The sequence below is a fragment of the Spirochaetota bacterium genome (assembly GCA_004297825.1).
In the GTDB taxonomy this organism is placed as follows: domain Bacteria; phylum Spirochaetota; class UBA4802; order UBA4802; family UBA5368; genus FW300-bin19.
Map to the genome: position 1 here is coordinate 1 of SCSX01000090.1, position 24,286 is coordinate 24,286.

General features: G+C 60.7%; 25 protein-coding genes. 15 read left to right on the plus strand and 10 right to left on the minus strand.

Annotation, left to right across the window (positions count from 1 at the left end):
- Positions 1-428: 428 nt before the first annotated feature.
- The 7 genes from EPN93_20105 to EPN93_20135 all read left to right on the plus strand — a co-directional run bounded on the left by EPN93_20105 (position 429) and on the right by EPN93_20135 (position 6,120).
- Positions 429-950: a DUF2892 domain-containing protein gene (locus EPN93_20105; GenBank protein ID TAL30129.1), complete on the plus strand. Its 522-nt coding sequence runs from the start codon at positions 429-431 to the stop codon at positions 948-950.
- Between the two features lie 181 nt (positions 951-1,131).
- Positions 1,132-2,076 carry an alpha/beta hydrolase gene (locus tag EPN93_20110; protein TAL30130.1) on the plus strand — a complete coding sequence of 315 codons (945 nt, stop codon included), beginning with the start codon at positions 1,132-1,134 and terminating at the stop codon, positions 2,074-2,076.
- A gap of 6 nt (positions 2,077-2,082) precedes the next feature.
- Positions 2,083-2,826 carry a hypothetical protein gene (locus EPN93_20115; GenBank protein TAL30131.1) on the plus strand — a complete coding sequence of 248 codons (744 nt, stop codon included), beginning with the start codon at positions 2,083-2,085 and terminating at the stop codon, positions 2,824-2,826.
- 182 nt (positions 2,827-3,008) lie between these two features.
- On the plus strand, positions 3,009-3,548 hold the full coding sequence (locus EPN93_20120) for an NADH dehydrogenase FAD-containing subunit (protein ID TAL30132.1): 540 nt from the start codon (positions 3,009-3,011) through the stop codon (positions 3,546-3,548).
- 171 nt (positions 3,549-3,719) lie between these two features.
- Entirely contained in the window at positions 3,720-3,962 is a 243-nt protein-coding gene (locus EPN93_20125; protein ID TAL30133.1) for a sulfurtransferase TusA family protein, read from the plus strand.
- Positions 3,963-4,153: 191 nt separating this feature from the next.
- The gene (locus tag EPN93_20130; GenBank protein ID TAL30134.1) at positions 4,154-4,870 is read left to right on the plus strand and encodes a hypothetical protein; all 717 of its coding nucleotides are present in this window, start codon (positions 4,154-4,156) and stop codon (positions 4,868-4,870) included.
- A 2-nt stretch (positions 4,871-4,872) separates the two neighbouring features.
- A complete protein-coding gene (locus EPN93_20135) occupies positions 4,873-6,120 on the plus strand; it encodes a (Fe-S)-binding protein (GenBank protein TAL30135.1) in 1,248 nt (415 codons plus the stop codon).
- 125 nt (positions 6,121-6,245) lie between these two features.
- Here EPN93_20135 and EPN93_20140 read toward each other — a convergent pair whose 3' ends face one another.
- From EPN93_20140 to EPN93_20155, 4 genes are all read right to left on the minus strand, one after another.
- Positions 6,246-8,777 carry a tetratricopeptide repeat protein gene (locus tag EPN93_20140; protein TAL30136.1) on the minus strand — a complete coding sequence of 844 codons (2,532 nt, stop codon included), beginning with the start codon at positions 8,775-8,777 and terminating at the stop codon, positions 6,246-6,248.
- Positions 8,778-8,867: 90 nt separating this feature from the next.
- A complete protein-coding gene (flgE, locus tag EPN93_20145) occupies positions 8,868-10,241 on the minus strand; it encodes a flagellar hook protein FlgE (GenBank protein ID TAL30137.1) in 1,374 nt (457 codons plus the stop codon).
- Positions 10,242-10,274: 33 nt separating this feature from the next.
- The gene (locus EPN93_20150) at positions 10,275-10,907 is read right to left on the minus strand and encodes a hypothetical protein (GenBank protein ID TAL30138.1); all 633 of its coding nucleotides are present in this window, start codon (positions 10,905-10,907) and stop codon (positions 10,275-10,277) included.
- Positions 10,908-11,072: 165 nt separating this feature from the next.
- The gene (locus EPN93_20155; protein TAL30139.1) at positions 11,073-12,515 is read right to left on the minus strand and encodes a flagellar hook-length control protein FliK; all 1,443 of its coding nucleotides are present in this window, start codon (positions 12,513-12,515) and stop codon (positions 11,073-11,075) included.
- A gap of 570 nt (positions 12,516-13,085) precedes the next feature.
- Between EPN93_20155 and EPN93_20160 the strand changes: the two genes are divergently transcribed.
- The 5 genes from EPN93_20160 to EPN93_20180 all read left to right on the plus strand — a co-directional run bounded on the left by EPN93_20160 (position 13,086) and on the right by EPN93_20180 (position 18,452).
- The gene (locus EPN93_20160) at positions 13,086-14,357 is read left to right on the plus strand and encodes a glycosyltransferase (protein ID TAL30140.1); all 1,272 of its coding nucleotides are present in this window, start codon (positions 13,086-13,088) and stop codon (positions 14,355-14,357) included.
- Between the two features lie 105 nt (positions 14,358-14,462).
- Positions 14,463-16,508: a GAF domain-containing protein gene (locus tag EPN93_20165; protein TAL30141.1), complete on the plus strand. Its 2,046-nt coding sequence runs from the start codon at positions 14,463-14,465 to the stop codon at positions 16,506-16,508.
- A 3-nt stretch (positions 16,509-16,511) separates the two neighbouring features.
- Entirely contained in the window at positions 16,512-17,450 is a 939-nt protein-coding gene (locus EPN93_20170; GenBank protein ID TAL30142.1) for a hypothetical protein, read from the plus strand.
- Positions 17,447-17,950, plus strand: a complete 504-nt coding sequence (locus EPN93_20175) for a rhodanese-like domain-containing protein (protein TAL30143.1) — start codon at positions 17,447-17,449, stop codon at positions 17,948-17,950. Before EPN93_20170 ends, EPN93_20175 begins: the two co-directional genes overlap by 4 nt.
- A 1-nt stretch (position 17,951) precedes the next feature.
- Complete coding sequence (locus tag EPN93_20180; GenBank protein TAL30144.1) at positions 17,952-18,452, plus strand: DoxX family membrane protein; 501 nt, start codon at positions 17,952-17,954, stop codon at positions 18,450-18,452.
- A 9-nt stretch (positions 18,453-18,461) separates the two neighbouring features.
- On the opposite strand, the gene EPN93_20185 is transcribed toward EPN93_20180, so the two are convergent.
- The 3 genes from EPN93_20185 to EPN93_20195 all read right to left on the minus strand — a co-directional run bounded on the left by EPN93_20185 (position 18,462) and on the right by EPN93_20195 (position 19,744).
- Positions 18,462-18,743, minus strand: a complete 282-nt coding sequence (locus EPN93_20185; GenBank protein ID TAL30145.1) for a hypothetical protein — start codon at positions 18,741-18,743, stop codon at positions 18,462-18,464.
- Between the two features lie 84 nt (positions 18,744-18,827).
- Complete coding sequence (locus tag EPN93_20190) at positions 18,828-19,040, minus strand: hypothetical protein (protein ID TAL30146.1); 213 nt, start codon at positions 19,038-19,040, stop codon at positions 18,828-18,830.
- Positions 19,041-19,045: 5 nt separating this feature from the next.
- Entirely contained in the window at positions 19,046-19,744 is a 699-nt protein-coding gene (locus EPN93_20195) for a hypothetical protein (protein TAL30147.1), read from the minus strand.
- Positions 19,745-19,891: 147 nt separating this feature from the next.
- Between EPN93_20195 and EPN93_20200 the strand changes: the two genes are divergently transcribed.
- The gene (locus tag EPN93_20200) at positions 19,892-20,596 is read left to right on the plus strand and encodes a hypothetical protein (protein ID TAL30148.1); all 705 of its coding nucleotides are present in this window, start codon (positions 19,892-19,894) and stop codon (positions 20,594-20,596) included.
- 103 nt (positions 20,597-20,699) lie between these two features.
- Here EPN93_20200 and panB read toward each other — a convergent pair whose 3' ends face one another.
- Genes panB through zapE form a run of 3 tightly spaced genes read right to left on the minus strand, consistent with a single transcriptional unit; the run spans position 20,700 to position 22,796 of the window.
- The gene (panB, locus tag EPN93_20205; GenBank protein ID TAL30197.1) at positions 20,700-21,494 is read right to left on the minus strand and encodes a 3-methyl-2-oxobutanoate hydroxymethyltransferase; all 795 of its coding nucleotides are present in this window, start codon (positions 21,492-21,494) and stop codon (positions 20,700-20,702) included.
- The gene (folK, locus tag EPN93_20210; protein TAL30149.1) at positions 21,478-21,951 is read right to left on the minus strand and encodes a 2-amino-4-hydroxy-6-hydroxymethyldihydropteridine diphosphokinase; all 474 of its coding nucleotides are present in this window, start codon (positions 21,949-21,951) and stop codon (positions 21,478-21,480) included. Before folK ends, panB begins: the two co-directional genes overlap by 17 nt.
- Complete coding sequence (gene zapE / locus EPN93_20215) at positions 21,948-22,796, minus strand: cell division protein ZapE (GenBank protein TAL30150.1); 849 nt, start codon at positions 22,794-22,796, stop codon at positions 21,948-21,950. The genes folK and zapE overlap by 4 nt, the downstream gene beginning before the upstream one ends.
- 114 nt (positions 22,797-22,910) lie before the next feature.
- Between zapE and EPN93_20220 the strand changes: the two genes are divergently transcribed.
- Together EPN93_20220 and EPN93_20225 are read left to right on the plus strand one after the other, a co-directional pair.
- A complete protein-coding gene (locus EPN93_20220) occupies positions 22,911-23,630 on the plus strand; it encodes a hypothetical protein (GenBank protein ID TAL30151.1) in 720 nt (239 codons plus the stop codon).
- Positions 23,627-24,241 (plus strand): AMMECR1 domain-containing protein, encoded by a 615-nt coding sequence (locus tag EPN93_20225; protein ID TAL30152.1) that lies wholly within the window; start codon positions 23,627-23,629, stop codon positions 24,239-24,241. The genes EPN93_20220 and EPN93_20225 overlap by 4 nt, the downstream gene beginning before the upstream one ends.
- Positions 24,242-24,286: the final 45 nt, after the last annotated feature.

The window sequence follows — 24,286 nt, forward strand, 5'->3', positions numbered from 1 at the left end:
CGGTAACTCCGCTGAAAGCAGAACTCGTGACATCGTTGAACGGGAGAAAAGACCTAAATCGCCGCGTCAGCGGCAAACCTTATTAGCCCGCTTGTTTGAGCCGAGTCCGGCGATAGCCGGCGAGGCGAGTTCGGGCGTTAGGCCCTCCGCCGCTTGAGGAGCGGGGAGAGTGGGAGCCACGAGGGAGAGAGGCCACGCAGGCCTTTCTCCCTCGTGAAAGCATACACTGCCAGTGTGTAACGGGAATATGCCGTGAGGCGTCCCGCGCAACGCGTGAGGGGCCGGCTAAAGGCGCGACCTCCTGTCGCAACGCCGGCATTAGTACATCCTGTACGTCATGCGCAGGGGCAGTCGCGGCAGCCGTTAGCCGCGACCGGAGCGAAGCGCAGCCCGCAGCAGCCCGACCCGAGCGACGGGAGTAGAGCGAGATGAGCATGAGCGCATGTGCGATGCAACTGCATGACGCTGCAATCGTCGCGAGGGGCACGCCCGCCACGGGCACCTACAAAGCCGCCTTCGACGAACAGATGAAAACCTACGCCGACCGCATGGAGACGATGCAGACCGCGCGATCCACCAGGCCCGCCGCGCGGGGCACGCCCGGATGGACCGTGGCCGGCAGAAAATGTACTTGCGGAAAATCGCCATGTTTTCAACTATTTGTACCAGCACTTGTCGATAAATATCATCCAGCGAAAGGGGTAATCGATATGACCATGAACGTAGGGCCCGCGGACAAATATATCCGGATTCTCGTGGGCATCGGACTGCTGCTTCAGATAATCATTCTCTCGCCCGGCTGGCTGGGCACGCTCGCACTCCTCGTGGCCGGCGGCGCAATGTTCTTCACCGCGATCGGCGGATTCTGCTGGCCGTACAAGTTGCTCAGGATTACCAGTTGCGCGGCCCCCAAGGCCCCGGACGCGGGCACCCAGGCGCACGGTCACTAAACCGTTCCCGGCACATGGACGCGACGACGCACATAAAGGCAGGCGCGCGACCTGCCTTTATTATTTTTCCCGGAAAAAATCGCACGGCAAACCCGCGTATTTTTCCGGGAAGGCCCGCCCCGGAAGCCCCTGATTCCGCCCGCCGGGATTTTCGGGCGCCGATACTACCATAGGCCACACGATGAACCCGCCCCGTACGCCCCGGAAACGCCTGGCCGTAAACACGAACACGCTTGTCTTTAAAAGCCGGGGCGCCCCCTGCGAGGCGACGCTCTATACGCCCGCCGATACGAACCCGCCCGTCATCGTAATGGCACACGGACTTGGCGCCGAGCGCTCGTTCGGCCTTGCCGCCTACGCCGGGCGTTTCGCCGCGGCGGGGTTCGCCGTCCTCGTGTTCGATTACCGGAATTTCGGCGGGAGCGCGGGGAAGCCGCGCAACCTGATTAACCCGTGGCGCCACGTGGAGGATTACGGCGCGGCCATCGCCTGCGCCCGCTCGCTTCCGGGCGTCGATGCCTCCCGGATCGCGCTCTGGGGTACCTCGTTCAGCGGGGGCCACGTGATCGAGGCGGCCGTGCGCGACGGGAATATCGCTGCCATCGTCGCGCAGATTCCCTTCGTTGACGGTCGCGCCACCATGCGCATGTTCTCCGCTGGATTCATCGCGCGCAGCCTCCTGCACGGCCTGCGCGATCTCGGCGCGGCCGCGGCGCTCAGGGCCCCGCATACGGTCCCCATCGTGGGGGGCCCCGGCTGCTTCGCCCTCATGAACACACCCGAGTCCCTGCCCGGCTATACGAGCCTCCTCCCGGCCGATTCCCGCTGGCGGAACGAGGCTCCCGCGCGAATCATGCTCCAGGTTCCCTTTTACCGTCCCGTGCGCCGCGCCCGCAGGCTCGCGTGTCCCGCGCTCGTAATCTGCGCGCGCCGTGATTCCCTTATCCCGGCCTCCGCCGTGGAAAAGGCCGCCGCCCGCATGCCGCGCGGCGAGTTCGCGGCGCTCGACTGCGGGCACTTCGACGTCTACCGCGGCAGGCTTTTCGCGAAAACTATCAGGATGGAGATCGACTTTTTCCTGCGGCACCTGTGCGCGGGAACGCGCGGTGCGGAAGGGGTCCGATAACGCTCTATGGCGGGTATACTCATTCTTGGAAACGGCGGCGCGGTCAACGACGGCCTGCCATATAACGCCTTCCTCGTGGACGGAACCGCGCTGGTCGAGGCGCCGCCGGACGTGATGCTTTCGCTTCACCGGGAAGGCATCGCGCCCCCCGCCATTGAAGACATCTACATCTCGCATCTTCACGGCGACCACTGCTTCGGCTTCCCCTTCCTGGCGCTGGGGCTTTTTTTTCAAAGCGTACGCGACGGGGACACGCGGCGACGCTCGGTCTTCGTCCCGGGGGGCGGACGGGACTACCTGCTCGCGCTCACGGAGATGGCGCTCGGCACGGCGCACCCGTGCATCGACTGGATTCGGGCGCGAATCATGTGGACCGATATATCGGTCACGAACCCCATACTCCTCGCGGGCCGTGAGACGCGCCTGTACCGCATGGAGCATTTCGTCGAGGCCTACGGCTTTACGATGCACGAGGGCGCATCCTGCCCGCTCGCCTACTCCGCCGATACGCTCTGGTGCGAAAGCATGGAGAGGATCATAGCGTGCGGACCGGAAATCTTCATCGTCGACCTGAACGGCGAGCCCGGCGACCCGGTCGCCGTGCATCTTTCGGAGGCGGAGCTCGTCGAAAAGGGCGTGCCCCTCGCGCGCGCCGGAACCCGGTTCCATGGAACCCACCTCAAACGGAATAAAAGCTCCGCCCACCCGGCGCTCTCCTATGTGCGTGCCGGCCAGTCGATTGTCACCTGAAACACGCGCCGCGGAAATAATTTGACTTTAGCCCCTAAAATTGGCACACTTTAATATTGGGGACCTCCATCGCGTGCTAACGCTTGAATTTTGTCCTTTCGGCATTATTTTTTTTGTTTGACAGCAAAAGTGTAGTACATTAATATCATCTGAAATACTTAAATATCTGCCCCGGAGGACGTATGGATCCCTCAAAGGAACTCGAACTTATTAAAAAGCAGGTGGAAGAAATAAAGGAAGGCTCGCAAAACAAGCTCTCCATGGTCGTATTCAGCGGCGACCTGGACAAGCTCCTGGCCGCATTCATCATTGCCACCGGCGCGGTCGCGATGGGCATGGAGGTAGTGATGTTCTTCACGTTCTGGGCGACCCCCGCGCTCCGTGATAAAAAGAAGAAGGCGAAGGGCAAGGACATCTTCGGAAAGATGTTCGGCTTCATGCTCCCCAAGGGAACCGGCAAGGTCAAGCTCGGGAAGATGCACATGGCCGGGATGGGCACCGGCATGATGAAATACCTCATGAAGAAGAAGAACGTGGCGTCCCTGGACGAGATGGTGTCGCTCGCCGCCGAGCTCGGGGTGAAAGTGTTCATATGCGAGATGTCCATGAGCCTCATGGGCTTCAAGCCTGAAGAAATGATAGACTACCCGGGTGTCGAGTTCGTGGGTGTCGCCTCGTTCCTCGCGGAAGCGGGTAACAGCAAGATCCAGTTGTTTATCTGACCACGGGCAGTTGCGCGCGCCACGGGCGGGACCTGATCCGGGCAACGGTGAAAATCTCTCATCCGCGGCATCCGGCAGCGGCCGGTGCCGGATGACCCGGTCCCCGTTCCGTGAGATTATACGAGCGAAGAATTATTATTCCGATCAAACCATAACCGCAAGGAGCGAATCATGAGCGAAGAAATCAAAATTGACGTTAAGATGGATCTCAAGGGACTCGCCTGCCCCATGCCCGTCGTGAAGGTGAGCCAGCAGATCAAGAAGATGAAGGTGGGTGAGGTGATCGAAGCCGAAACCACCGACCCCGGGGCGCATGCCGATTTCCCCGCCTGGGCGAAATCCAGCGGCAACGAGCTCGTGAAGATCGTTAAAGAAGAAAAATCCGCAAAATTTATAATCAAGAAGCTGAAATAACCGGCCGCGAAGGCCAAACCGCAAGGACTGGCGATTCGCTCCCGGTAGAACATTCCCATCCGGGCGACGCGCTGATCAAGCCCTGCGCGCAGCGGGTGAGCGGTCTGCGTTCCGCCTGATAGGCACATATTTTCCCGCGATCGCGAGACCGCGGGAAGTAAATTCAAATTATCAGGATTACGGGGGGAGCTATGTGGGAATTTTTCTCCTATTTCGTCATGGTGCCAATGGTGTACATCGCCTTCGCGACGCTCATCCTGGGCATCATTTTCAAATTCATCGTGGTGTATCGGTCTCCGGGGATCCCGGGGAGGTTGCCCGTGTTTCCTATGGAAAAGTCGAAAACCCTGGGCCTGTTGAAGGAAGCCTTCACTATACCCGCCGCGTTCCGCGGCTCGAAGCCGTTCTGGTTTTTCCTGGTGCTCTTCCATGCCGCGTTCACCCTGGTGTTCCTGGGACACCTTGAGCTCGCGGGGGACATCCCCGTGCTTCGGTCCATCCCGCACGAGGTGTTCCTGGGCGCGGGCGCGTTAGGCGTCACGCTAGGCGTCTCCGTCATCTATTTCCTGTTCAGGCGGCTGCATACCCCGCACCGGGAAATATCGGTCATGGAGGACTATGTGCTTCTCCTGCTGCTGTTTTTCACGATACTGTTCGGGAGCATCCTGCACATGGCAGACCGCTACGGGATGACGGCGCTCAACATCCCGGTAGGGGACTACCGCGTCTACTTCTCGAGCCTGCTCGCGCTCAAGCCCAGGATGCCCGTGATGATCACCGCCTCCCCGCATTTCATCATTTTCATCCTGCACCTGTTCTTCGCGAACCTCGTGCTCATCATGTTCCCCTTTACCAAGATGATCCACGCGGCGTTCATTTTCCCCGCACTCTCCATCAAGAGGAAATAGCCATGGAACCTGAAAAACTGCAAGGAATGAAGGACGCGATCCGGGGACGCCTTACCAAACCGATGCGCTACTACCTGGATCTGTGCACCCGCTGCGGGCTTTGCTACGAGTCCTGCCACGTGATCCAGGGCATTCACAAGCGCGAATACTCCCCCGTCGGGCGCGCCGAGGTCGTGCGCAAGGTCTTCCGGAAATATTTCCGGCCGTCCGGAAAATTTCTTCCCTCGTGGGGCGAGGCCACGGACCTGGACGACCGCGTGATGGACGAGCTCCTGGACGCCGCGTTTTCCTGCACGGGATGCCGGCGCTGCGTGATGCATTGCCCCTTCGGCATCGATACGGGACTCATCATGGGCATCGCCAAGGTGCTGCTCATCGAAAACGGCACCGCCCCCGAGGAGCTCCTCATGTTATCCGACGCGGCCGTCGAGAAGGGGAAAAGCATCGCCGAGTTCAAGGACGGCTACCGCTCTGTCATCTACGATCTTGAAAAACAGGTCCAGGAGCGCCTGGGACTGCCCTCCCCCGAGGGCGTGATCCCCATGGAAAAGAAGAACGCGAACATCCTCTACGTGGCGCTCGCCGGGGCGCGCTCCATCGTGAATCCCGCGATCATCTTCAATGCCGCGAAAGAGGACTGGACCCTGTCATTTTTCGAGGCCGTGAACTTCGGGCAGTTCCTGGGAGACCCCGAGAAGATGAAATTCATCGCGAACCGCGTGGTGAACGAGGCGAAGGAACTGGGCGTGAAGGAGGTCGTGATCGTGGAATGTGGCACCGCCTACCGCATCCCGAAATTCATGCTGGGCCCCTTGCCCTTCAAGGTCACGAGCATTGTGGAGCTGATACACCGGTACCTGAAAGAAGGAAGGATCAAATTGAAAGAGGGGGCGCTCACTGCCCCGGTCACCTATCACGACCCGTGCCAGCTGGGACGCAACGGCGGCGTGTTCGAGGAACCGCGCGAGATACTCCAGATTCTCGCGAAGGACTACCGCGAGATGAGCCCCACGCGCGAATTCAACTGGTGCTGCGGCGGCGGGGGCGGTCTCGTGGCGCTCGACAACGAGAATTTCAGGATAAAATCCGGGAAGCCCAAGCGCGACCAGATCGTCGCCACGGGCGCGAAGGTCGTGGTATCGGCCTGCGAAAACTGCATCTCCCAGCTCGAGACCATCAGGTCGGGGTACGACCTCGACGTGGAGGTCCGCTACCTGACCGAAATCGTCGCGGAAAACCTGGTGGTGTGAATCGATTGCGCGGGTGAACCGCGGGACGCCGTTAAATAGGATGGGTGCGCCGAAAAACCGGTAGAGACGCGATTAATCGCGTCTCTACCGGTTTTTCGGCGTCTACCGGACCGGTTTTACGACGGTTATGCGCCATCCGACAGCTTTTCAACAAGCTCCGCCACGTTTTTATATCCGGGATCCCTTTCGAAAATTTCCGCGAACGCTTCACGCGCCTCGTCGCGGCGGCCCAGCCGGTAGAGGGTCATGCCCCTGAAGTAGAGGTACTCGCGGCTTTCCCCGTCCAGCTCGAGCGCGCGCGTGACGCAGTACAGCGCGTGCTCAATATCCCCGCAGGCCAGGTAGACCCGCGCGGCGAAATGGCGGTCGGGCGCGTCCATCGCGGCCAGTCCCGTCTCCTCGACGATGATCCGCGCTTCCTTGTAGCCCTTGTCCCGGAAGAGCGCCTTCGCCCTGTCCATATCGCTCTCTTTCCGGCGGGGGCGCGCGGGATCTCCCGTTTCAATGATCAGGAGCGTAATGTCGTCGCGCGCGGACCCGCCCCCCAGGTGCGTTTCAACCATGCGCAGCAGCAGGTTCAGCTGATCCTTCACGGGCAGATCGCCCGTTTCCTCGATCGCGCCCGTCAGCCTGGATTCCCCGAAAAACCCGCCGTCCTCCCCGCGCGCCTCCGTGAGCCCGTCGGTATAGAGCACGAGCCTGTCACCCTCCGTAAGTGTCGCGTGGTTGCTGCGGTACACCGCGCCCGGCATCGCGCCGATCGGGAACCCGTCCGTGGTAATCGCCCGCGCGGCGCCTCCCGCGCCCGCGATGACCGCGGGGGGATGCCCGCAGCTCGTATACTCGACTACCCCGCCCTCGATGTCGATGATCGCGAGGAACATGGTGAAATAGAAGCCCGTTTCGATGAGCGTAGGGGCAAGGTTCGCGTTCAGGAGCGTGCAGACCTGCCCGGTCGTCGCGCCCGGCTTCTCGAGCCTGTTCTCGAGATCGGTCTTGATCATCGAGGTAAGCAGGGCCGAGGGGAGCCCGTGGCCCGATACGTCCACCACGGCTGCGGCGACCCTGCTGTCGGCAAGCCGGACCACGTCGTAGAAATCGCCGCTCACTTCCATGAAGGGAAGGACGCGCGCCGCCGCGCGCACGCGCGCGTCATCGGGGAGCGCGGGCGAGAGGATGAGCTTCTGCACGTCCTTTGCCACCTTGAGCTCGAAGGTCATCTGGAAATTCTTCGTGCGCAGCTCTGCGGTCCGCTCATCCACCATCCGCGCGAGGTTTTCCTTCATGTCGTTCAGGTCCTGGTACATGATCGAGTTCGCGAGGGCGATGGTCGCCGCGGAGCGCACGCCGTTCATGAAGCGCACCTCGTCGATGGAAAAGGGCTTCAGGTTGAGCTTTTCACCCAGCAGCGCGATCCCGATCAGTGTGTGTTCCTGCACCAGGGGGACCGCGCATACGGCCGAGGCCCCTCCGAACAGGTCGAGAAACGCGTCCTTCACCGCGGCGTAGTACGGGTTGGTCTCGACCATGTCCTTCATGACGATGTGGTTCGCGCCGGTAAACCATTCCCCGATCACCCCCGGCAACTCGATACCCCCGCCGCGGACGTTGACGAACCCGCGCGACGCGACCGGGCGAAGGTAGACGTCCGCGTGCCCGCACCCGATCGCATTTTTGAGCACGTCCTCAAACCCGCTCATCCATTCGGTCAGTCCCCTCAGGAACGCCATGTCTTCGACAAACCGGATTTCGATCGCGCGCAGGTTTTGCCGCTGCCGGTTGAAGACCCTGTTGATGACCGGCTGGATTCTCCTGTAATACAGCAGATTCAGGAAAAACGTCGCGGCGACGAGCAGGAACACCCACGCCGGGTGCGCCGCCGCGACGAGCGGCCAGACAAGCGCGAAGACGAGCGCGTTGGGAAGCACGATCGCCCACGAGGTCACGACCCAGATAATGGTAAGATGAAGGATGCTGCGCACGTCCAGGAGCCGGTAGCGTAACACGCCGTACGCCATGATGAGCAGCGGCACGAACATGAAATTCCCGGCAGGGTAAAGATCGTACCCGAGCATGGCGGGAATGTTCAACAGATTCAGGAGGGCGATCAGGTTGAGCGAAAAGAGCAGGAAGAATACCTTGGTGCGCGCCACGGGATTGCGCTCCGCGCGAAGCCTCTGCACGCAGATCGCAATGCCGTATACGAGCGCCGCGATCCCGAGCGCCCCGAAAACCTGGAAGGCGACGCCGCCCACCGCGATTGTGCCCCAGGGATAGCGGTACAGGCCCCGTATGTACAGTTCCGTGGGTGTAGAGATCATCACCGCCATGCTTACCGCGAAGGCCGCCGCCTCGAGCGCCGGCCGCCGTATCCCCAATACTTTATGATAGAAGAGCAGGTTCACCGGCAGGACGAACACGAACAGGAAATGGGCCCCCCGCTCCAGGGCGAGCATGAGACCCTCGTCGGCGATGAAGTGGTGGAGGATGAACATGGGCGAAAGCATCGTCCACCAGACGCACACGAGCGCGAAGAGCACGTTTTCGCGCCGGAAAGCGCCCCTGAACACCGCTACGCCCGCGAGCGTCAATCCGACGAGCAGGCTCAGGAGAGGGGGTACGATGAAAACCGGGAACGAGGCGGGAAGCGGTGACATGGCGGTCTCCAAGGCACGAATGCTGATACGATTATCGTATCAGCATTCGGAGAAAGCAACAAATATAAAAGCGATGTTCAGGACCGATACTTACCTCTTGAGGTTGATAAGCTCCTGGAGCATCTGGTCGCTCGTGGTGATCGTGCGCGAATTGGCCTGGAAGCCGCGCTGGGTCACGATCATGTCGGTGAACTGGTCCGACAGGTCCACGTTCGACATTTCAAGCGTCCCGGCGATGATCTTCCCGCGCCCCGCCTCGCCCGCGGGCCCCTCGATGGGCCGTCCCGAGTTGTTCGAAACCTCGAAGAGATTTTCACCCGAGGCGGTGAGTCCCATGGGATTGGTGAACGCGGCCATGGCCACCTGGCCCACGAGCTGCTTCGTACCGTTGGAATACACGCCCGTGATCATGCCCGAGTTGTCGATATTGAACGATTCCATGTAACCCATGGCGTAGCCGTCCTGCTCCACGGCCTTGGTGGTCGCGGGGGATGAGAACTGCGTAACCCCGTTCATGAGGCCGGCCTTCCCCAGGTCGAGGCGAATGCTGCGCACGTTGGGATCGTCCTTCACCCGGTAGTTCAAATTGACCACAAGATCTCCCTGGTTTAATTCGTCCGGGCTCGCGTCGTCGGACACGGACGTCAGCCTCCCCTCGGGGCTGAAGCGCAGGTTCATGCGGCTCGAGAGGTTCGCCCCGCCCGCCTGGTTCGCGCCCCCCGGGACGTCAAGCGTCACTATTCCCTGGCCGTCGGTGATCGCCGCACTGGCGCTCCACTCGTTGGCGCCGGTCTTCCAGAAGTTGAGCGTCATGCGGTGCGGATCGCCCAGCTTGTCGTACACGTCAATGTTCGTCGTGACACCCTCCGCGGCCCGCATCTTGCCGTCGGCGGTGGGCGGAACCACCTGTAGCTTGGAATCGAGGTTGCACTTGTAGCGGACGTAGGTCGTCTCGCGCGCGTCCACCTTGCCATATACCGGGACGATAACGTCCTCGGGCGTGCCGGTCGGAAACACCTTGCGCTCGCCGGTCTCGGTCACCTGGGACTGCCAGCCCTGGACGCGCAGCCCGTTCGCGGGGTTCACGAGCTTCCCGTCCCTGTCCAGCGCGAAGTTGCCGGCGCGGGTGTAGTAGTTTTTCCCGCCCTCGCTCACGATGAAGAAGCCGTCGCCCGAGATCGCGAGATCGGTCTGGTTACCGGTGGTCTGCAGGCTTCCCTGCGTGAAAAGCCGGTCGATCGACGCGATGGTCATGCCAAGGCCCACCTGCTTGGGGTTCACGCCTCCCTTGTTCTCCTCCGGCTTCGCGGCCCCCGAGAGCGTCTGCGAGAGCATGTCCTGGAAGGTCACCCGCGTGGTCTTGTAACCATAGGTATTCACGTTGGAGATATTGTGTCCAATCACGTCCATCCTGGTCTGGTGATTCTTGAGACCGGATACCCCGGAAAACAGTGATCTCATCATAAGGCGTCAACTCCTGACAGCGTAGATTTTTATTTACTTGCCCGTATCGGTCCCGGGCGCCTTCGTTTCCGACTTTTCGTAGGCCTTGAGCGGCCCGTCCTTATTAATATCGTTATTAATCGCGTCCGCTTTAGCCTCATTAATCGCGCCCGTGACGAAAAAATTACCCCGGACTCCCCCCTTCACCGCGGAGGGGACCGCGCGCTTCGCCGGCTCCTCGTTCGGCAGCACCGCGTGGATGTCGGCCAGCCCCACCTCGGTCTTTCCCACGAGCAGCCGTATCTCGTTGTCGCGAAAGAACACCTTCGAGACCACGTCCTGCACCGGCTGTCCCGTCGTCGCGCTCATCGCCTCGACCCTGCGGCCCAGGAGCGCGTAGGCCTCCCCGGTGCGGGAGCTCTTGTTCATTCCCTGGATCGCGGTGTTGATGTTCTGCATCTGCTCCAGTGACGAGAACTGCGCCATCTGCGCGATGAACTCGCGGTCGGCCATGGGCTGCGTGGGATCCTGGTGCCGGAGCTGCGTGACCAAGAGCTTCATGAACATGTCCTTGCCGTTGTCGCCCTTGGTCGACCCGTCCTTTTTCTTGATCCTCGAATTCACCTGCTCGGCCAGGGCCTTCGTGCGGGCCAGGTCCTCCAGCGACATGCTGCTCGGCTTTTCCATCGACTCCGCTCCTCGTATCGTTCCGTCCGGAATATCGGGGTCCGATACACCGGTACGCGCTTCCGAACCCGGCCCCGCGCATCGAACCCCTGGACTTTTAACGCAAAAAAATGCTGCGGACGGGCGCCGATAGAAGACCCCCGTTCGCGCCCGTTAATTGTTACGCTAGGCTATCACGTCCAGCGCCCCGTCGTGACCGCGCTCCGAATTTCCGTCATAGCTTTCCGCGACCGTCTCGTGCACGCCGCGCGGAATGAACACCGGGTCGTAGTTCCCCTCGCCCGCGCCGCGCGCGTCCTGGCCGCGCACGTCGACCTGGAAATCCCCCACCATGATGCCCGCCTCGGCAAGGTCGGAACGCACCGACGCGAGCTGCTCCACGAGCGCGTTTTTGGCGTCAGGGCTCTCCACCAGGAAGCGCCCAACCAGCGTCCCGCCCTCCAGGCCCAGGTTCACGCTCATGCGGCCCAGCGATTCGGGGTGCAGCCGGAGCGAAAGCGTCGCGTTCCTGTTGTCCCGCACGCTCAGCTTCGCACCCTGCATGAGCTGCTGGAGCTGCTCGTCGAACAGCACGGATTTTTGCGGCAACGCGGCCTGGTGCGCGGCCCGCTCCCTCGCGTGCGACGCGCCTGCGAACTGCATCCCGGGCTGGGCCTGCTGGCCTCCCCCCTTCGCGTGCAGCGGCTCCTTCGCGTCCTCTTTTCCGTTGACGGGGACGGCGAAATGTTTTTCGGCGCCGTGTTCCTTGGTATCGGCCCCCCGGGCCTCGGTCGTGTGTGCGCCCTCTTTTCCCTTCTCCGGGCGTTTCACGTGCTTTTCCAGGGCGTCCACGATCCGCGCCGCCTCGCGGGCGAGCGACGGCAGGAGCGCCTTTTCACGGTTGTCGCGCGCGTCCTCACGGCCGGACTCGAGCCTCTTCACGAAATCCCTGAGCCGCCGGTAGAGCGATTCGAGCGGCTCCGCCCCGTGGTCCCGGGATTTGCCGGCAAGCGCGTCCCTGACTTCATTGAGCGTTTCGCGGATACCCTTCGCATCCTTTATGGAATCCGGGACGGCGCGCAGCGCCATCTCGATCTGCTGCATTACCTGGCCCAGCGGCTTCGTCTTGTCGTCCTTCGCGCGCGGCTTTTCGGCGACCGGGGTTTCCTCTTTACGTTCCGCGCGGGATTGCGCGGTTTTCTTCCGGGAGGCAGCCTCTTTCACTGCGAGGGCTTTCGCCCCGCTTTCCGGCTTTTCGGGATGACCGGCCATGCGCTCCAGGGCCTTCGCGTCCGGCCGCGTCACGTCCGGGGCGTCCTTTTTCTCGGTCTTTTCCCGCGCCGCCTCCTGCCGGGGAGCGCGGTCGGCGCGATCGGCCTGCCCGCGCCCGGGCTGGTGCTCCGCTTCCGCGGAGGTTTCCGTACGCTCCGTGTGGCGCAGGGATTCGCTCATACCCTCGTCCCTGGTGCGTGCTTTCTCGACTTCGACGGGGCTGGACACGGCGGCATCCAGCATGGTGCGGAAGGAAGACTGCGAGTCGGGCGACTCGGCTGCCCTGTAAGGATCGACCGGCAGGGCGGCGCCCTTCAAACCATCAAGGGAACCCGGCTTAACAAGTAATCCAAGCATAGTTTCATCCTGTTCATACGTCGCCCTCCATGGCCTTGATAACAGAAATCCTGTATTAATATCGAGACGGCGGTGCCCAAACTGAATGGAAAATTAATCCGGATTTCATTCCGGGACCGATCCCGGAATGAACACGCGTTCATTTTACACGTATTGCTCGTCTCTTTTATTGAAATGTCGACCGTCCGGATGGTATCAAATATTTTTATCTGTCTATTTCATTTTTTTATTGTCAAACTTTCTCCTTTAGAACAGGATTCATGCGGTTGTTGTGCGCGTGTGAAAAAATCAGCGCCGTCACGGGCGATACTAATATCAGCGCCGGCGATACTTTCTTTATTGCATTCCCTCCAGCCGGGAAACCCGAACAGGGCCCCGGAGCAGGAGGCCTCTTGGACATTCATCCCGGCACCCGCCGGGATGCTTTTTTTTGTGGCCCCGGTTTGTGAAGGCGCGGATTCGAATCCGCGCCTTCACCGCGGCGTATAAGGCGGGGGTCCGGAAAAAAACTGGCATTCCGCCGCAAAAAATGGTTAGATGTATTCGGGACTAATTAAGGGAACTATGAACATGGAATTTTCAACCGCGCTTAGGCCGTTCACCCTGCGCAGGCTCGAGGCGGTGCGCAGGGCCGATATTCTCATAGGCATACCGTGCTATAACAACCAGGCGACCATACAGAACGTGATCGAGATGGTATCGCAGGGACTGCACGCCCATTACCGCGACGCGAAGGCGGTGATCTTCATCTCGGACGGCGGATCGACCGACGATACGCGCGACATCGCGAAAGAGATCGAGATCATGCCGTGGCAGGAGAAAATCATCCAGATTTACCGTGGTGTTTCCGGGAAGGGCAGCGCCTTCCGGGCGATCTTCGAGGCCGCGGTCCAGCTGGACGTCAAGGCGTGCATGGTCGTGGACTCGGACCTCAGGAGCATTTCGCCGGAATGGGTGCACCTGCTCCTGGAGCCCGCGCTGTCGGGCGAATACGAGTTCGTGGCCCCCATTTACACCCGGCACAAGTACGACGGCACCATCACCAACAATATTGTCTACAACCTCACCCGCGCGGTGTACGGGAAGCGGATCCGTCAGCCTATAGGCGGCGACTTCACCTTCTCGCGGGACCTGGCGGCCTTCTTCCTGGACAAGCCCGTCTGGTCGACGGACATCGCGAAATTCGGGATCGACATCTGGATGACCATCAACGCCATTGCGCGCAACGTCAAGATCTGCCAGTCGAACCTGGGTGTGAAGATCCACGACGCGAAGGACCCCGCGCAGTCCCTGGGACCCATGTTCGTCCAGGTGGTGGGGACACTCTTTAACCTCATGGAGCACTACGAGCCGTTCTGGAAAAACGTCACGGGCAGCCGCGCGGTTCCGCTGTTCGGCTCGTCGGATCAGACGGAGCCGGAGGCGGTCGCGATCAACATGGAGAAGCTGGTGCACGAATACCGGGTGGGCTTTTCGCAGTTCCAGACCCTCTACAAGGCCATCTTCTCCCCCGAGGTCTACCGCGTCCTCGAGGAGGCCTCGGGGCTTTCGGTCGATGCGTTCGCGTACCCCGTCGAGATATGGGTTAAGGCCCTCTACGAGCTCGCGTCGACGTATCATTACTGGAAGGTGAACAGGGTCCGCCTTATCAACCTCATGGTGCCCCTGTATTACGGACGGGTCGCCCAGTTCGTGAACGAAACCAGGCTCATGAACTCGCTGGAGGCGGAAGGCGTCGTGGAGCGCCAGGCGCAGATATTCGAAGACCACAAGGACTACCTTATGCGCAAATGGAACGAGGAGCGTGCCGAACCGGAGATGCTCCATGCCCCCGTACACTAGGCGCTAAAAAATCACACCGGGGCGGATTTTTACTTTACGCGCACCCCGATCTGCACTAGATAGTGATCGGGGCCGGCGCCGCGGCCGGCCCCCAGGCGGTTTTTCATGCAGACGGCGACAATTAACCATGCGATCCTCATAACCGACGGCGCTCGGGGGTTCATCGACGACGCGGAATTCCCGCGATACCGCGTGGAGCGCCTGGAAGATCCCGCCGGACTTCCCGGGGAAGCGTCCCCGGGCGATGGCGCCCTGTTGCTGGTGATTATGCACACCGGCGACGCGATTTCCCCCGCCGCGATCGAGTCCGCGCTGGGCCACGCCGATGCCTGCTACAAAATAATCCTCACCGGAACCGAAGAAGACCTTTCGCGGACCGACGAGTCCGATCGCCGGCGCATCATGCATTTTCTCACCAGGCCCGCCGGGGCCGCGGAATCGTCGTTTCTCATCCAGAAGGCCTTTTCGATCATGGAGGGCGAGCAGTGGTTTCGCGCCGAGCGCGCCCAGTACCTGGAAACGCTCACGGACATGCGGCAGGACCAGGAGGACCTCATCACCATAGGCCGTTCGCTGTCCACCGAGAAAGACCCCGACAGGCTGCTGCGCTCGATACTCATGCTGAGCAAGAAGATCACCGGCGCGGACGCCGGCTCAATTTTCGTCGTCGAGGAGGGGGAGAGCCAGGGGAAACAGCTCAGGTTCAAGTATTCCCACACTTTTTCGAAGAACCTCCCCTACGAAGAATTCGTACTTGCGATGAATAAAAATTCCATCGCGGGGTACGTGGCGGTAACAGGCAATACCCTGAATATCCCCGATGTCTACAAATTATCCAAGAGCGACCCGGTCACGTTCAACTCGTCGTTCGACAAGGTGCATAACTACCGGTCCAAGTCCATGCTGGTCATTCCCATGCGCAATCACGTGGATGAAATAATCGGGGTCATCCAGCTCATCAACAGCAAGGAGTACGCGAACAGCACAAAGATGACGGGCAACGAGGCGTTCGAGGTCCTGCTCTCCACGCCGGAGGATTTCGACGTCAAGGTCGTCGCGTTTTCGCCGCGCTATGAGAAGCTCATGGAGGCCGTCGCGAGCCAGGCCGCGATCGCCATCGAGAACAACCGCATGCTCAAGCAGATCCAGACCCAGTTCGAGGAATTCGTGAAGGCGTCGGTGATGGCGATCGAATCGCGGGACGTCGCCACCTCGGGTCACTCGTTTCGTGTCGCCGAGTTCTGCAAGGAGATGGCGTACGCCATCAACAGCGAGACCCAGGGCGTGTTCGCGGACGTCAAGTTCTCGGAAAGCGCCATAAAGGAGATCGAGTTCGCCGCGCTCCTGCACGATTTCGGGAAGGTTTATATCGACCTCGCCATTTTCCAGAAGGCCAAAAAGCTTTTCCCCAAGGAGCTCGAGAACCTGGTGCTCAAGATGGACTACCTGTACCGTTACACCGAGATGCAGTACTCGATGCGCGAGGGCGCGCTCCTTGCGGACGCGCTCGCCCGCGGCGGCCCCCCCGAGGGGATCGATGCGCTCAGGGAGCGGCGGGGAACCGATCTCGCGAGAATCCTGGGCGTAAAGGACCGGCTCATCCGCCTCAACGAGCCCACGGTGACCGACGAGGACCCCGCGGTCGTATTGAAGCAGATACTGGCGGAGATCGAATCGATCGAGTGCAGGCACCCGGACGGCTCCCCGCTCCCGATACTCTCCGACCACGAGAAAACGAATCTCAGCATACGCAGGGGAAGCCTGAACCCCGACGAGCGGAAGGAGATCGAGAGCCACGTGACGCACACCTACAACTTCGTGAGCCGGATACCGTGGCCCCCGGAATACAGGAACATTCCCGAGATCGCAGCCAAGCACCACGAAATGCTCGACGGCACCGGGTATCCGTCGGGCCTCAAGGGCGCCGATTCCATCCCCCTGCAGGCGCGCATAATGGCGATCGCCGACATCTACGACGCGTTATCGGCCACTGACCGCCCCTACAAGAAGGCGGTGCCGCTCGAGAAGACGCTTTCCATAATGCAGGCGGACGCCACGCGCAACAAGCTCGACGCGGCGCTCGTCGAGCTCATGATCCGGTACCATATATATGAGAAAATCCACAAAGACCTCTTCCGGCAGGCGGAGTAGTCCATGCGCATAAACCGCACCATGCTCACGGCCCTGGCGATCGCGTTCTTCCTGTGCGTCCCCGACGCGCGGTCGAAGGAAGGCAGCTTCACCGTGGTATATACCAATTCGCTTAACGGGCACCTTGACTACTGCCATTGCAAGGAAGACCCCAAGGGCGGCCTCGTGAAGCGCGCCACCGAGATCCGGGCCCTGCGGACCCGCTACGGCGACCCGCTGCTCGTCGAGACGGGGGACTTTTTCGCCTACGAGACCGATCCCCTTCTCGCCGAATACGTGGTGAAGGCCTACGCGCGCATCGGCTACGACGCCATCGCACCCGGCGACCAGGAATTTTCCGGGGGGATCGAGCTCATCACCGCGCACCGTTATGCGCTGCCGCTCCTGTCCGACAACCTGCTCGTGTACGACCTCTTCGCCTGGCAGCCCCTGTTCAGGCGCGCGACGGCGGTGGAGCGCGGGGGATTGAAGATCGGGATAATCGGCAGCATGCACCCCGATTCGTTCAGATATTACCCCGCGAAGATCACCGACCGCGTGCGGGTGATCGACCAGCTTGCGGAGATACGCAGGGACATCACCGCGCTGACCGCCGCCGGCGCCGATTTCATCATACTGCTTTCGCACTCGGGCTACGAGAACGACGTCGCGCTGCAAAAGGCGCTGCCCGGGGTGGGACTCATCGTGGGCGGGCACTCCCAGACCATGATCGGGACGCCGCTCCCGGCGGCGGGCTCCCTGATCGTGCAGGCGGGCTCGAACGGCGCGCACATCGGGATCCTGGAGCTCACGGTCCGCGACGGGAAAATCGTTTCGTTCAGGAATTCCTTCAGGCTGCCCGACGACACGCAGCCGGATGACGACCCGGAGATTCGCGCGCTGATACGCGAGTACGAGAAAAAAGCGGAAGCGGAATCGTCCAAACTGAGGTTCAGGCAATGACGGACACGAAGGCGTGGAAACAGACTGTAGGAGAATCGGCACTGATCGTCTGCGCCGCGTGCGTGCTCGGCGTGTGCCTCAACCTGCTCCTGCCGGGCGGGTACGCATTCATGGGCAAAGAGACGCTTGCCTACCGGAAAATCGTACTCATCTCGCCCGCCGAGGCGAAATTGAAATACGACGGACGGACGGCGCTCTTCGTCGACGCGCGCGACCCGGCCGAGTTCGGGGGAAATCGGGTCCCCGGGGCCCTGGGCATACCCGCGGAACCGGACTCGCTCTCCCTTCAGGGGATCAAGCTTCACTTCGATCGCCTCCAGGGACCCCGCGAGCTGGTGATATATTGCGCCGGGGGCTCCTGCGAATCGTCCGAGACGCTCGCGCGCCGGCTGATACGCATGGGATACACCCGGACGATATACGTGCTGGAGGGCGGACTTCCCGCCTGGGTGGAAAAAAACTTTCCGCTTGAAACCGCCGGGGAGCGCAAGGAAGAGTGACATGGGCATGGTGAGCAATTTCGCGCGATCGGTCGTCTATGGAAATTTATTAACCGCCTTCCTGCGCATGCTGTGCGGCGCGCTCTTCCTGTACTCCGGCATCTTCAAGGTGCTGGACATGGAGGGTTTCGGGAGGGTGGTGGACATGTACGCGATTCTGCCGTCGGCGCTCGTCCCCTACGCCGCGATCGTGATCCCGTCGCTCGAGCTCATCCTGGGCGCCCTGCTCATGGCGGGCTTCCGCATCCGCGCCGCCTCGTTCCTTTCGATGTGCCTTATGGCGGTATTCTCCGTCGCGATCATCGTCAACATCGCGCGCGGCTCGAATTTCGACTGCGGGTGCTTCGAGCTCTCCCGTTTCGGGATCCCGGAGCGGATCGGCTGGCTGCTGGTGGCGCGCGACGCGCTGCTGTTCACCGTATTCGCGCTCATGCTTCAGGCGCGACGGCACCTTTTCTCCCTCGATTATTTACTTGAAAAGAGAACACTGAGCACCCTCTAGCGGTGCGCGCTACTTGTTGCAATCACACCTGCTGAAAGTATCCGCGGAATCGATCTCGCTCCTGGCGCATCCCAACACCGTGGCCATACAGTTTTTCAGCACCTGGTTTGCCTTGTCGCGACCCTGTTTTTTTTCAACCTGGCATGCCGCCGGGCAGCATTGTTCCTGGACATCCGATCGGAAACAATTCGACGCGAAGGCGGGCCCCATTACGGGCGCATCGCCGATAAAGACGGAAACGGACAGCAATAAGGCCGACAGAAAAACCACCCCGACAATCAACTTTTTCATGATTCGCTCCTTCAATAAATCGTTTTGTTGCGTATTACTTTTTTTGAAAGCCTGCGTTGTTACCCCCGATCCGGGGTGTTCCCTTTATTGCGTCAAAAGCACGTACAACAGGCCCGCGAAAGCGAAGATTCCAAGAATGCCGCATGCGGCCCTGCCGCCGGCATCACCCAGCATTTTTTTCAAATAATAGGGAGTGCCGCTCTTAAAAAATGAATTCCAGTTGAAGATGCCCGCCAGCAGGAATACGAGTCCCGCGATCATTCCCGTAACAACAAACACCAGCATGAACGTGCTCATCGAATTCAGCTCCCTTTCGTTTCAATGTAATTATCAAAGACGTGCCCGAACATCGTGGGCTCGATAAAGGCCGAGGCTCCCTCGAATTTTTCTCCGCCCACCGATTTTCGTATCGCCTCGCCCAGGGACAGGTAAACGGCGAACCCCACGTTGTACGACGTAAATCCCCCGTACCGCCCCGTCTTCATCACGAGATGCGTCCTGGTTCCGTCCACCGGCCTGAGCTGGACGGTCCATTTAAGATCGATGCTGGTGAATCCCGATTTCCAGCTCCACTCGATCTGTTTCGCGGCCGATTTCATCAAATCCCGGGTGTTCAACAATTTCTCGAATTCGCTTTCGTTTGCCATCGTCCATTTTCGCTTGGAGAATATGCCGATTTCCCTGAGAACCGCCGGACCCGGTATAACGACATCCAGGATTTCGTGGAATTCCCCCGGCAACGGGCTTAACCCGTCAAAGGGCTGGAAATACCAGAATTCGGACCTGTTCCTTTTCATCCTGAACAGGTAGACCGAGTCCACGGCGCTCTTCCCGCCGAAAATATCTTTTAAGATCCCGGTAACCACCCCGCCGGTGCCGTTTCCATTGGCCGAGAGATCGACGACATCAAGAACCGCACATCCCGCTGCATCGGCTTCCGATTCGATGCTTTTCTTCTGCCTGGCGACCGCTTTTTCCTTTCCAGCCGTGAGTAACCCCATAAGTTGACATCCTTTAGTGAAGGGATATTGAAATACAGGATTTAATTTATCATGCGCTTATTTCCTGTCTCGCCATATCGTGGGCATGCAAAAACTGGCCATGTTTTCCGGGTGAAAACCCCGCAAAGCGGCCCTCCGCTATAAAAAATGCTTGATAAATGGGTTTCAGACGTAAAGTCTGATCGGGTGAAATTAATCCCGCAATTCGAGGAAGTTGCTATGAATAAATTTTCCCCGGTTTTCTTCTCATGCGCGCTGCTTCTCGCGATGGGATGCTCCTCCGTTCAAAAGGATGTCTTCATCAAGAACAAGGAGGCCTTCCAGCAGGAGGTAAGGGTCGCCGTTATGCCGTTTACCGACGCCCCGGAGGCGGTCGGCTCGGGCACGGCCGTTGCGGACGCGATAACAAGCGAATTAATCAGGATCGCGAATTTCAATATCGTGGAGAGGTCGCAGCTCTCGAAGATCATACAGGAGAAATCGCTTGACGCCACAGGCCTTACCGACGCGGCCATGACCGATATCGGCCGCATGGCGAAAACGGACTACATAATCGTGGGCAGCGTGACCGAGTTCATGTATGCGCGCAGCTTCACCAACGTGTTCATTCCCAAGACCAAGCTCGTGTTCAAGTTCCGGATCATCGACACCAAGGACGGCACGATCGTGGGAACGGGCCGCTACAACCTGGAAACCGGCAAGTACGCATGGTGCGGATGCATCCTGGGATTTTACTACATCCCCGTCGCGCTCCTCACCGAGGAAAACAAGTACGAGCAGCTCGATTACGCGGCGCAGGACATCGTCTGGCAGATAGGTCATCACGTTCAGAAAAAAACCGGCTGCATCTGAAAAACCTTTTGCGCCCCTGAAAAAAAGACCGCCAAACACGGCGGTCTTTTTTCTGCCCTTGAGCGGAAGCGGCTCCCGCGCGAATGATTTCCCGCGCGGGCCATTATTTAAACGCGTGCTCCTCGGCGGGGAACCGTCCCGCGACGACATCGTCATGGTATCCCGCGAGCGCGCCCTTCACAATGTCCGCCAGGTTGACGTACTTCTTCAGGAACTTGGGTTTGAAGCGCTCGTCCACGCCCAGCAGGTCGTTGATCACCAGCACCTGCCCGCTCGTGTAGCGCCCCGCGCCGATGCCTATCGTGGGAATGGAGATGCTCTCCGTAATTTCCTTCGCCAGCACCTCCGGCACCATTTCCAGGACGATGCAGAAGACGCCCGCCTGCTCCAGCGTCTTCGCGTCCTCGATCATGATGCGCCGCTTGTCCTCCTCGCGGCCTTGCACGGTGAACCCGCCCAGCTTGTGTACGGACTGCGGCGTGAGCCCCAGGTGCCCCACGACCGGGATGGAGGCCTTCGTGATCGCCTCCATGGTCTTCGCGAAATCGCGCCCGCCCTCGAGCTTGACGGCGTTGGCCCCCGTCTCCTTCATGACGCGCCCGCAATTGCGCATGGTGTCTTCAATCGAAACATGGTAGCTCATAAACGGGAGGTCGGCGATGACGAACATGGAGGGAGCGCCCCGACGCACGATCTCCGTATGATAGATCATCTGGTCGAGGGTGACGGGCACCGTGGTGGAATAACCGGCGAAGACATTCCCCAGGGAATCGCCCACCAGGATGGTGTCGATCTCCGTCTGCTCGATGAGCCGCGCATAGGCGAAATCGTAGCAGGTGATCATGGAGATGGGCCGCTTTTCGTTGCGGGCCGTCTTGAAGTCATTGATGGTGCGTATCCGTGCCATGGGTTCCCTCCCTGAAATATCGCGCGCTCACCGGGTCGCGCAAATCCCGGTCGAGCTGTACGAGGTGACGGACCACGAAGTCCCTCTCCCAGATGCGCGGGTGGGGAATCGTGAGCGTATCCGTGCGGAGAATTATATCACCGAATAAAAGAATATCAAGATCAATTATCCGGGGGCCCTTCGGGGCGCCGCGGGTCCTGCCCATGGAACGCTCGATCCCCAGCAGGGCATCGAGAAGCTCCGGCGGAGAAAGGGGGGTGCCGATACACACGACCTGGTTCAGGAAGCGCGGCTGCGCGAGAAAATCCACCGGGTCCGTTTCCTCGCAGGAGCTCTCGCCCAGCAGTTCGGTTCCCTCCAGCGCGCCGATTGCGCGGCGGGCTCGCGCGAGGTTTTCCGCGCGGTCCCCCAGGTTGCTGCCCAGTCCTATAAAGACGCGCGCGGTCACAGCCGGTCCCGGTAATCCGGGCCCGAGACCTCGATGATGCGGCACATCTCCTTGATGCGCGACAGTATGCGGCCGTCCGAAAGCTCGCGCAGCGTCGTGAAGGGATTGCTGTTCGAGGTGAAGATCGTGAATTTTTCGCCCTCGTAGCGCGCGTCCACCAGGTTGTAGAGGGTCTCGACCTCCCAGGGCGAGTCGCGCTGGACTCCGAAATCGTCCACGACCAGGATATCGACATCCTCCATCTCCTGCTGGATCTTGCCCGCCTCCCCGTAGGTGTCCGACGACTCGTTGAAGGTGGCGCGCAGCCTCTGGAAGAAGGTGCGGGATATCTTGATGAAGCGCCCCTCGATCGCGTGGCGGATGATGAGCTCGGTGAGAATGATGGACGAGAGCAGGGTCTTGCCCGTCCCCGGGTTTCCCCACAGGAAAAGGCCCTTCCCCACGTTTGGAAATTTTTTGACAATGTCGTAGGCGGCGCTCTTCGCGTCGGAGGCGAGCTTGTGAATGGACTCGTAGGAATCGAACGAGCGCCAGCGGAACTTCTTGTCTATCCCTGAGCGCGCGTACACCGCGTTGATGCGCTCTATCTTCGTGCGGATGCCGCGGCATTCGCAGTCGCGGATCGTCTCGTCCACGTAGAGAAAATACGGCGCGACGCCCCCGCAAGCGCACTTCACCAGGACGCACTTGGGGCAGGGCGAGAGCGGGATGCCCCCCGTCTGCTCGTAGTAGGGATCGCGGACGATGCCCGTGTGCTCGCAGTACGAGCAGAATTCCTTCGCGGGCTGCTTCGCGGATTTCGGCTTTTCACCGGCCATGATCGTATCCCTCACCAATGGATACATTAGAGGATAAATGAAGAAAGCGCTGTCAACCAAATATTGGGGGCTGCGGCCGAATTGGGCGCCTCCCGTGCACAATGTATTGATTTTTTCACGGGGCCGGTTCAGACTGCCGGCATGAAACCAATCGCTTCGAAGATGATCCGTATTGCCTTCACCGCTTTCCTCGCCTGGGGATGCTCTCTCCCCTGCTCCGCCGCCGACCTCGTCACCGTGGCATCGTTTTCCACCTCGGTGGAGGACCAGGACGAAAACGTGCGGCGCAACATCCACATCGCGTGCGGGAAGCTCGACGGCATCGTGATCGGGCCCAAGTCGTCGTTCAATTTCAACGACACGGTGGGTGAGGCGACGGCGAAGAACGGCTTCGTGAACGGGCGCGTCCTCTACCGCGACGAGGTGCGCTATGAGCCGGGCGGGGGGCTCTGCCAGGTTTCGTCCACGCTCTACAATGCGCTCCTGCTCGCCGGATGCGCGATCGTGGAGCGGCACCGCCACATGCAGCCGGTGACCTACGTACCGCTGGGCCTGGACGCGACGATCAAGTTCGGAAAGAAAAACCTGGTGATAAAGAACCCTTACGACCGGAAGCTCGTAATCCGCGCGGAGGAAAACGACAAGACGCTCACCATCCACATAAAGGCCGATTCGGCCCTCCCCCACCGTTACGAGATCGTCACCGAGGACGAGGAGCTCGAGGTCCCCATCGTTACGGAGAACAGGCGCGTCCGCAGCGGGGTCACCGTCCAGGTCTACCGGCAGAAATACTCCGGGAACAAGCTTATCGAGAGCTTCCTTCTTTACAAGGATTACTACCCGCCGGTCTACGTGAAATGAACCGCGCCCCCGTGCTCTGCGCCCTGCTCGCCTGCGCGACCCTTGCAATGGTGCCCCTCGACCCGGGGATGCGCCCCGCGGGGGACACGCTCGCGGAATGGGCTCGCTTTTCCCGCACCGCCCGGGCCCGCGCGCTCGTCGAATGGGCGCACTGCGTCATGCGCGGGGAGCTTGCGGGGCCGCGGTGCGAGGCCGTCATCCCCGGCGGCACGCCCCCGTTATACGGCAGTGCGGGGGTGTTCGTCACCCTGGTGCGCGCGGGGAAGGTCCGGGGGTGCTTCGGCGCGTTCCATCACGCCTCCGAGAGCCTCGAGGCGATACTCCGCGACTACATAAGCGGGGCGCTCCGGCGGGATCCCCGTTATGCGCCGCTTGAACCCGGGGAGCTCGACGGCGCCTCGGTGATCATCACCGTCGCCGGGATGGAGTTTCCCGTGGACGACCTCGCTGCGGTGGACCTCGCGCGCAGCGGCCTCGTCTTCTCGATGGACGGCGGCGAGCGGCTTCTCTTCGTGCCCTCCGAGATTAAAAGTATTGACTATCTGAAAAAACTCGTTAGGATGCAATCGGTCGTTCAGATCACGGCATTTCGCGCGGTCTCCATAAGGTGACGCGCGCCCTTCGCCTCCCGGGCGTCGCAACTCGAACGTATAAAG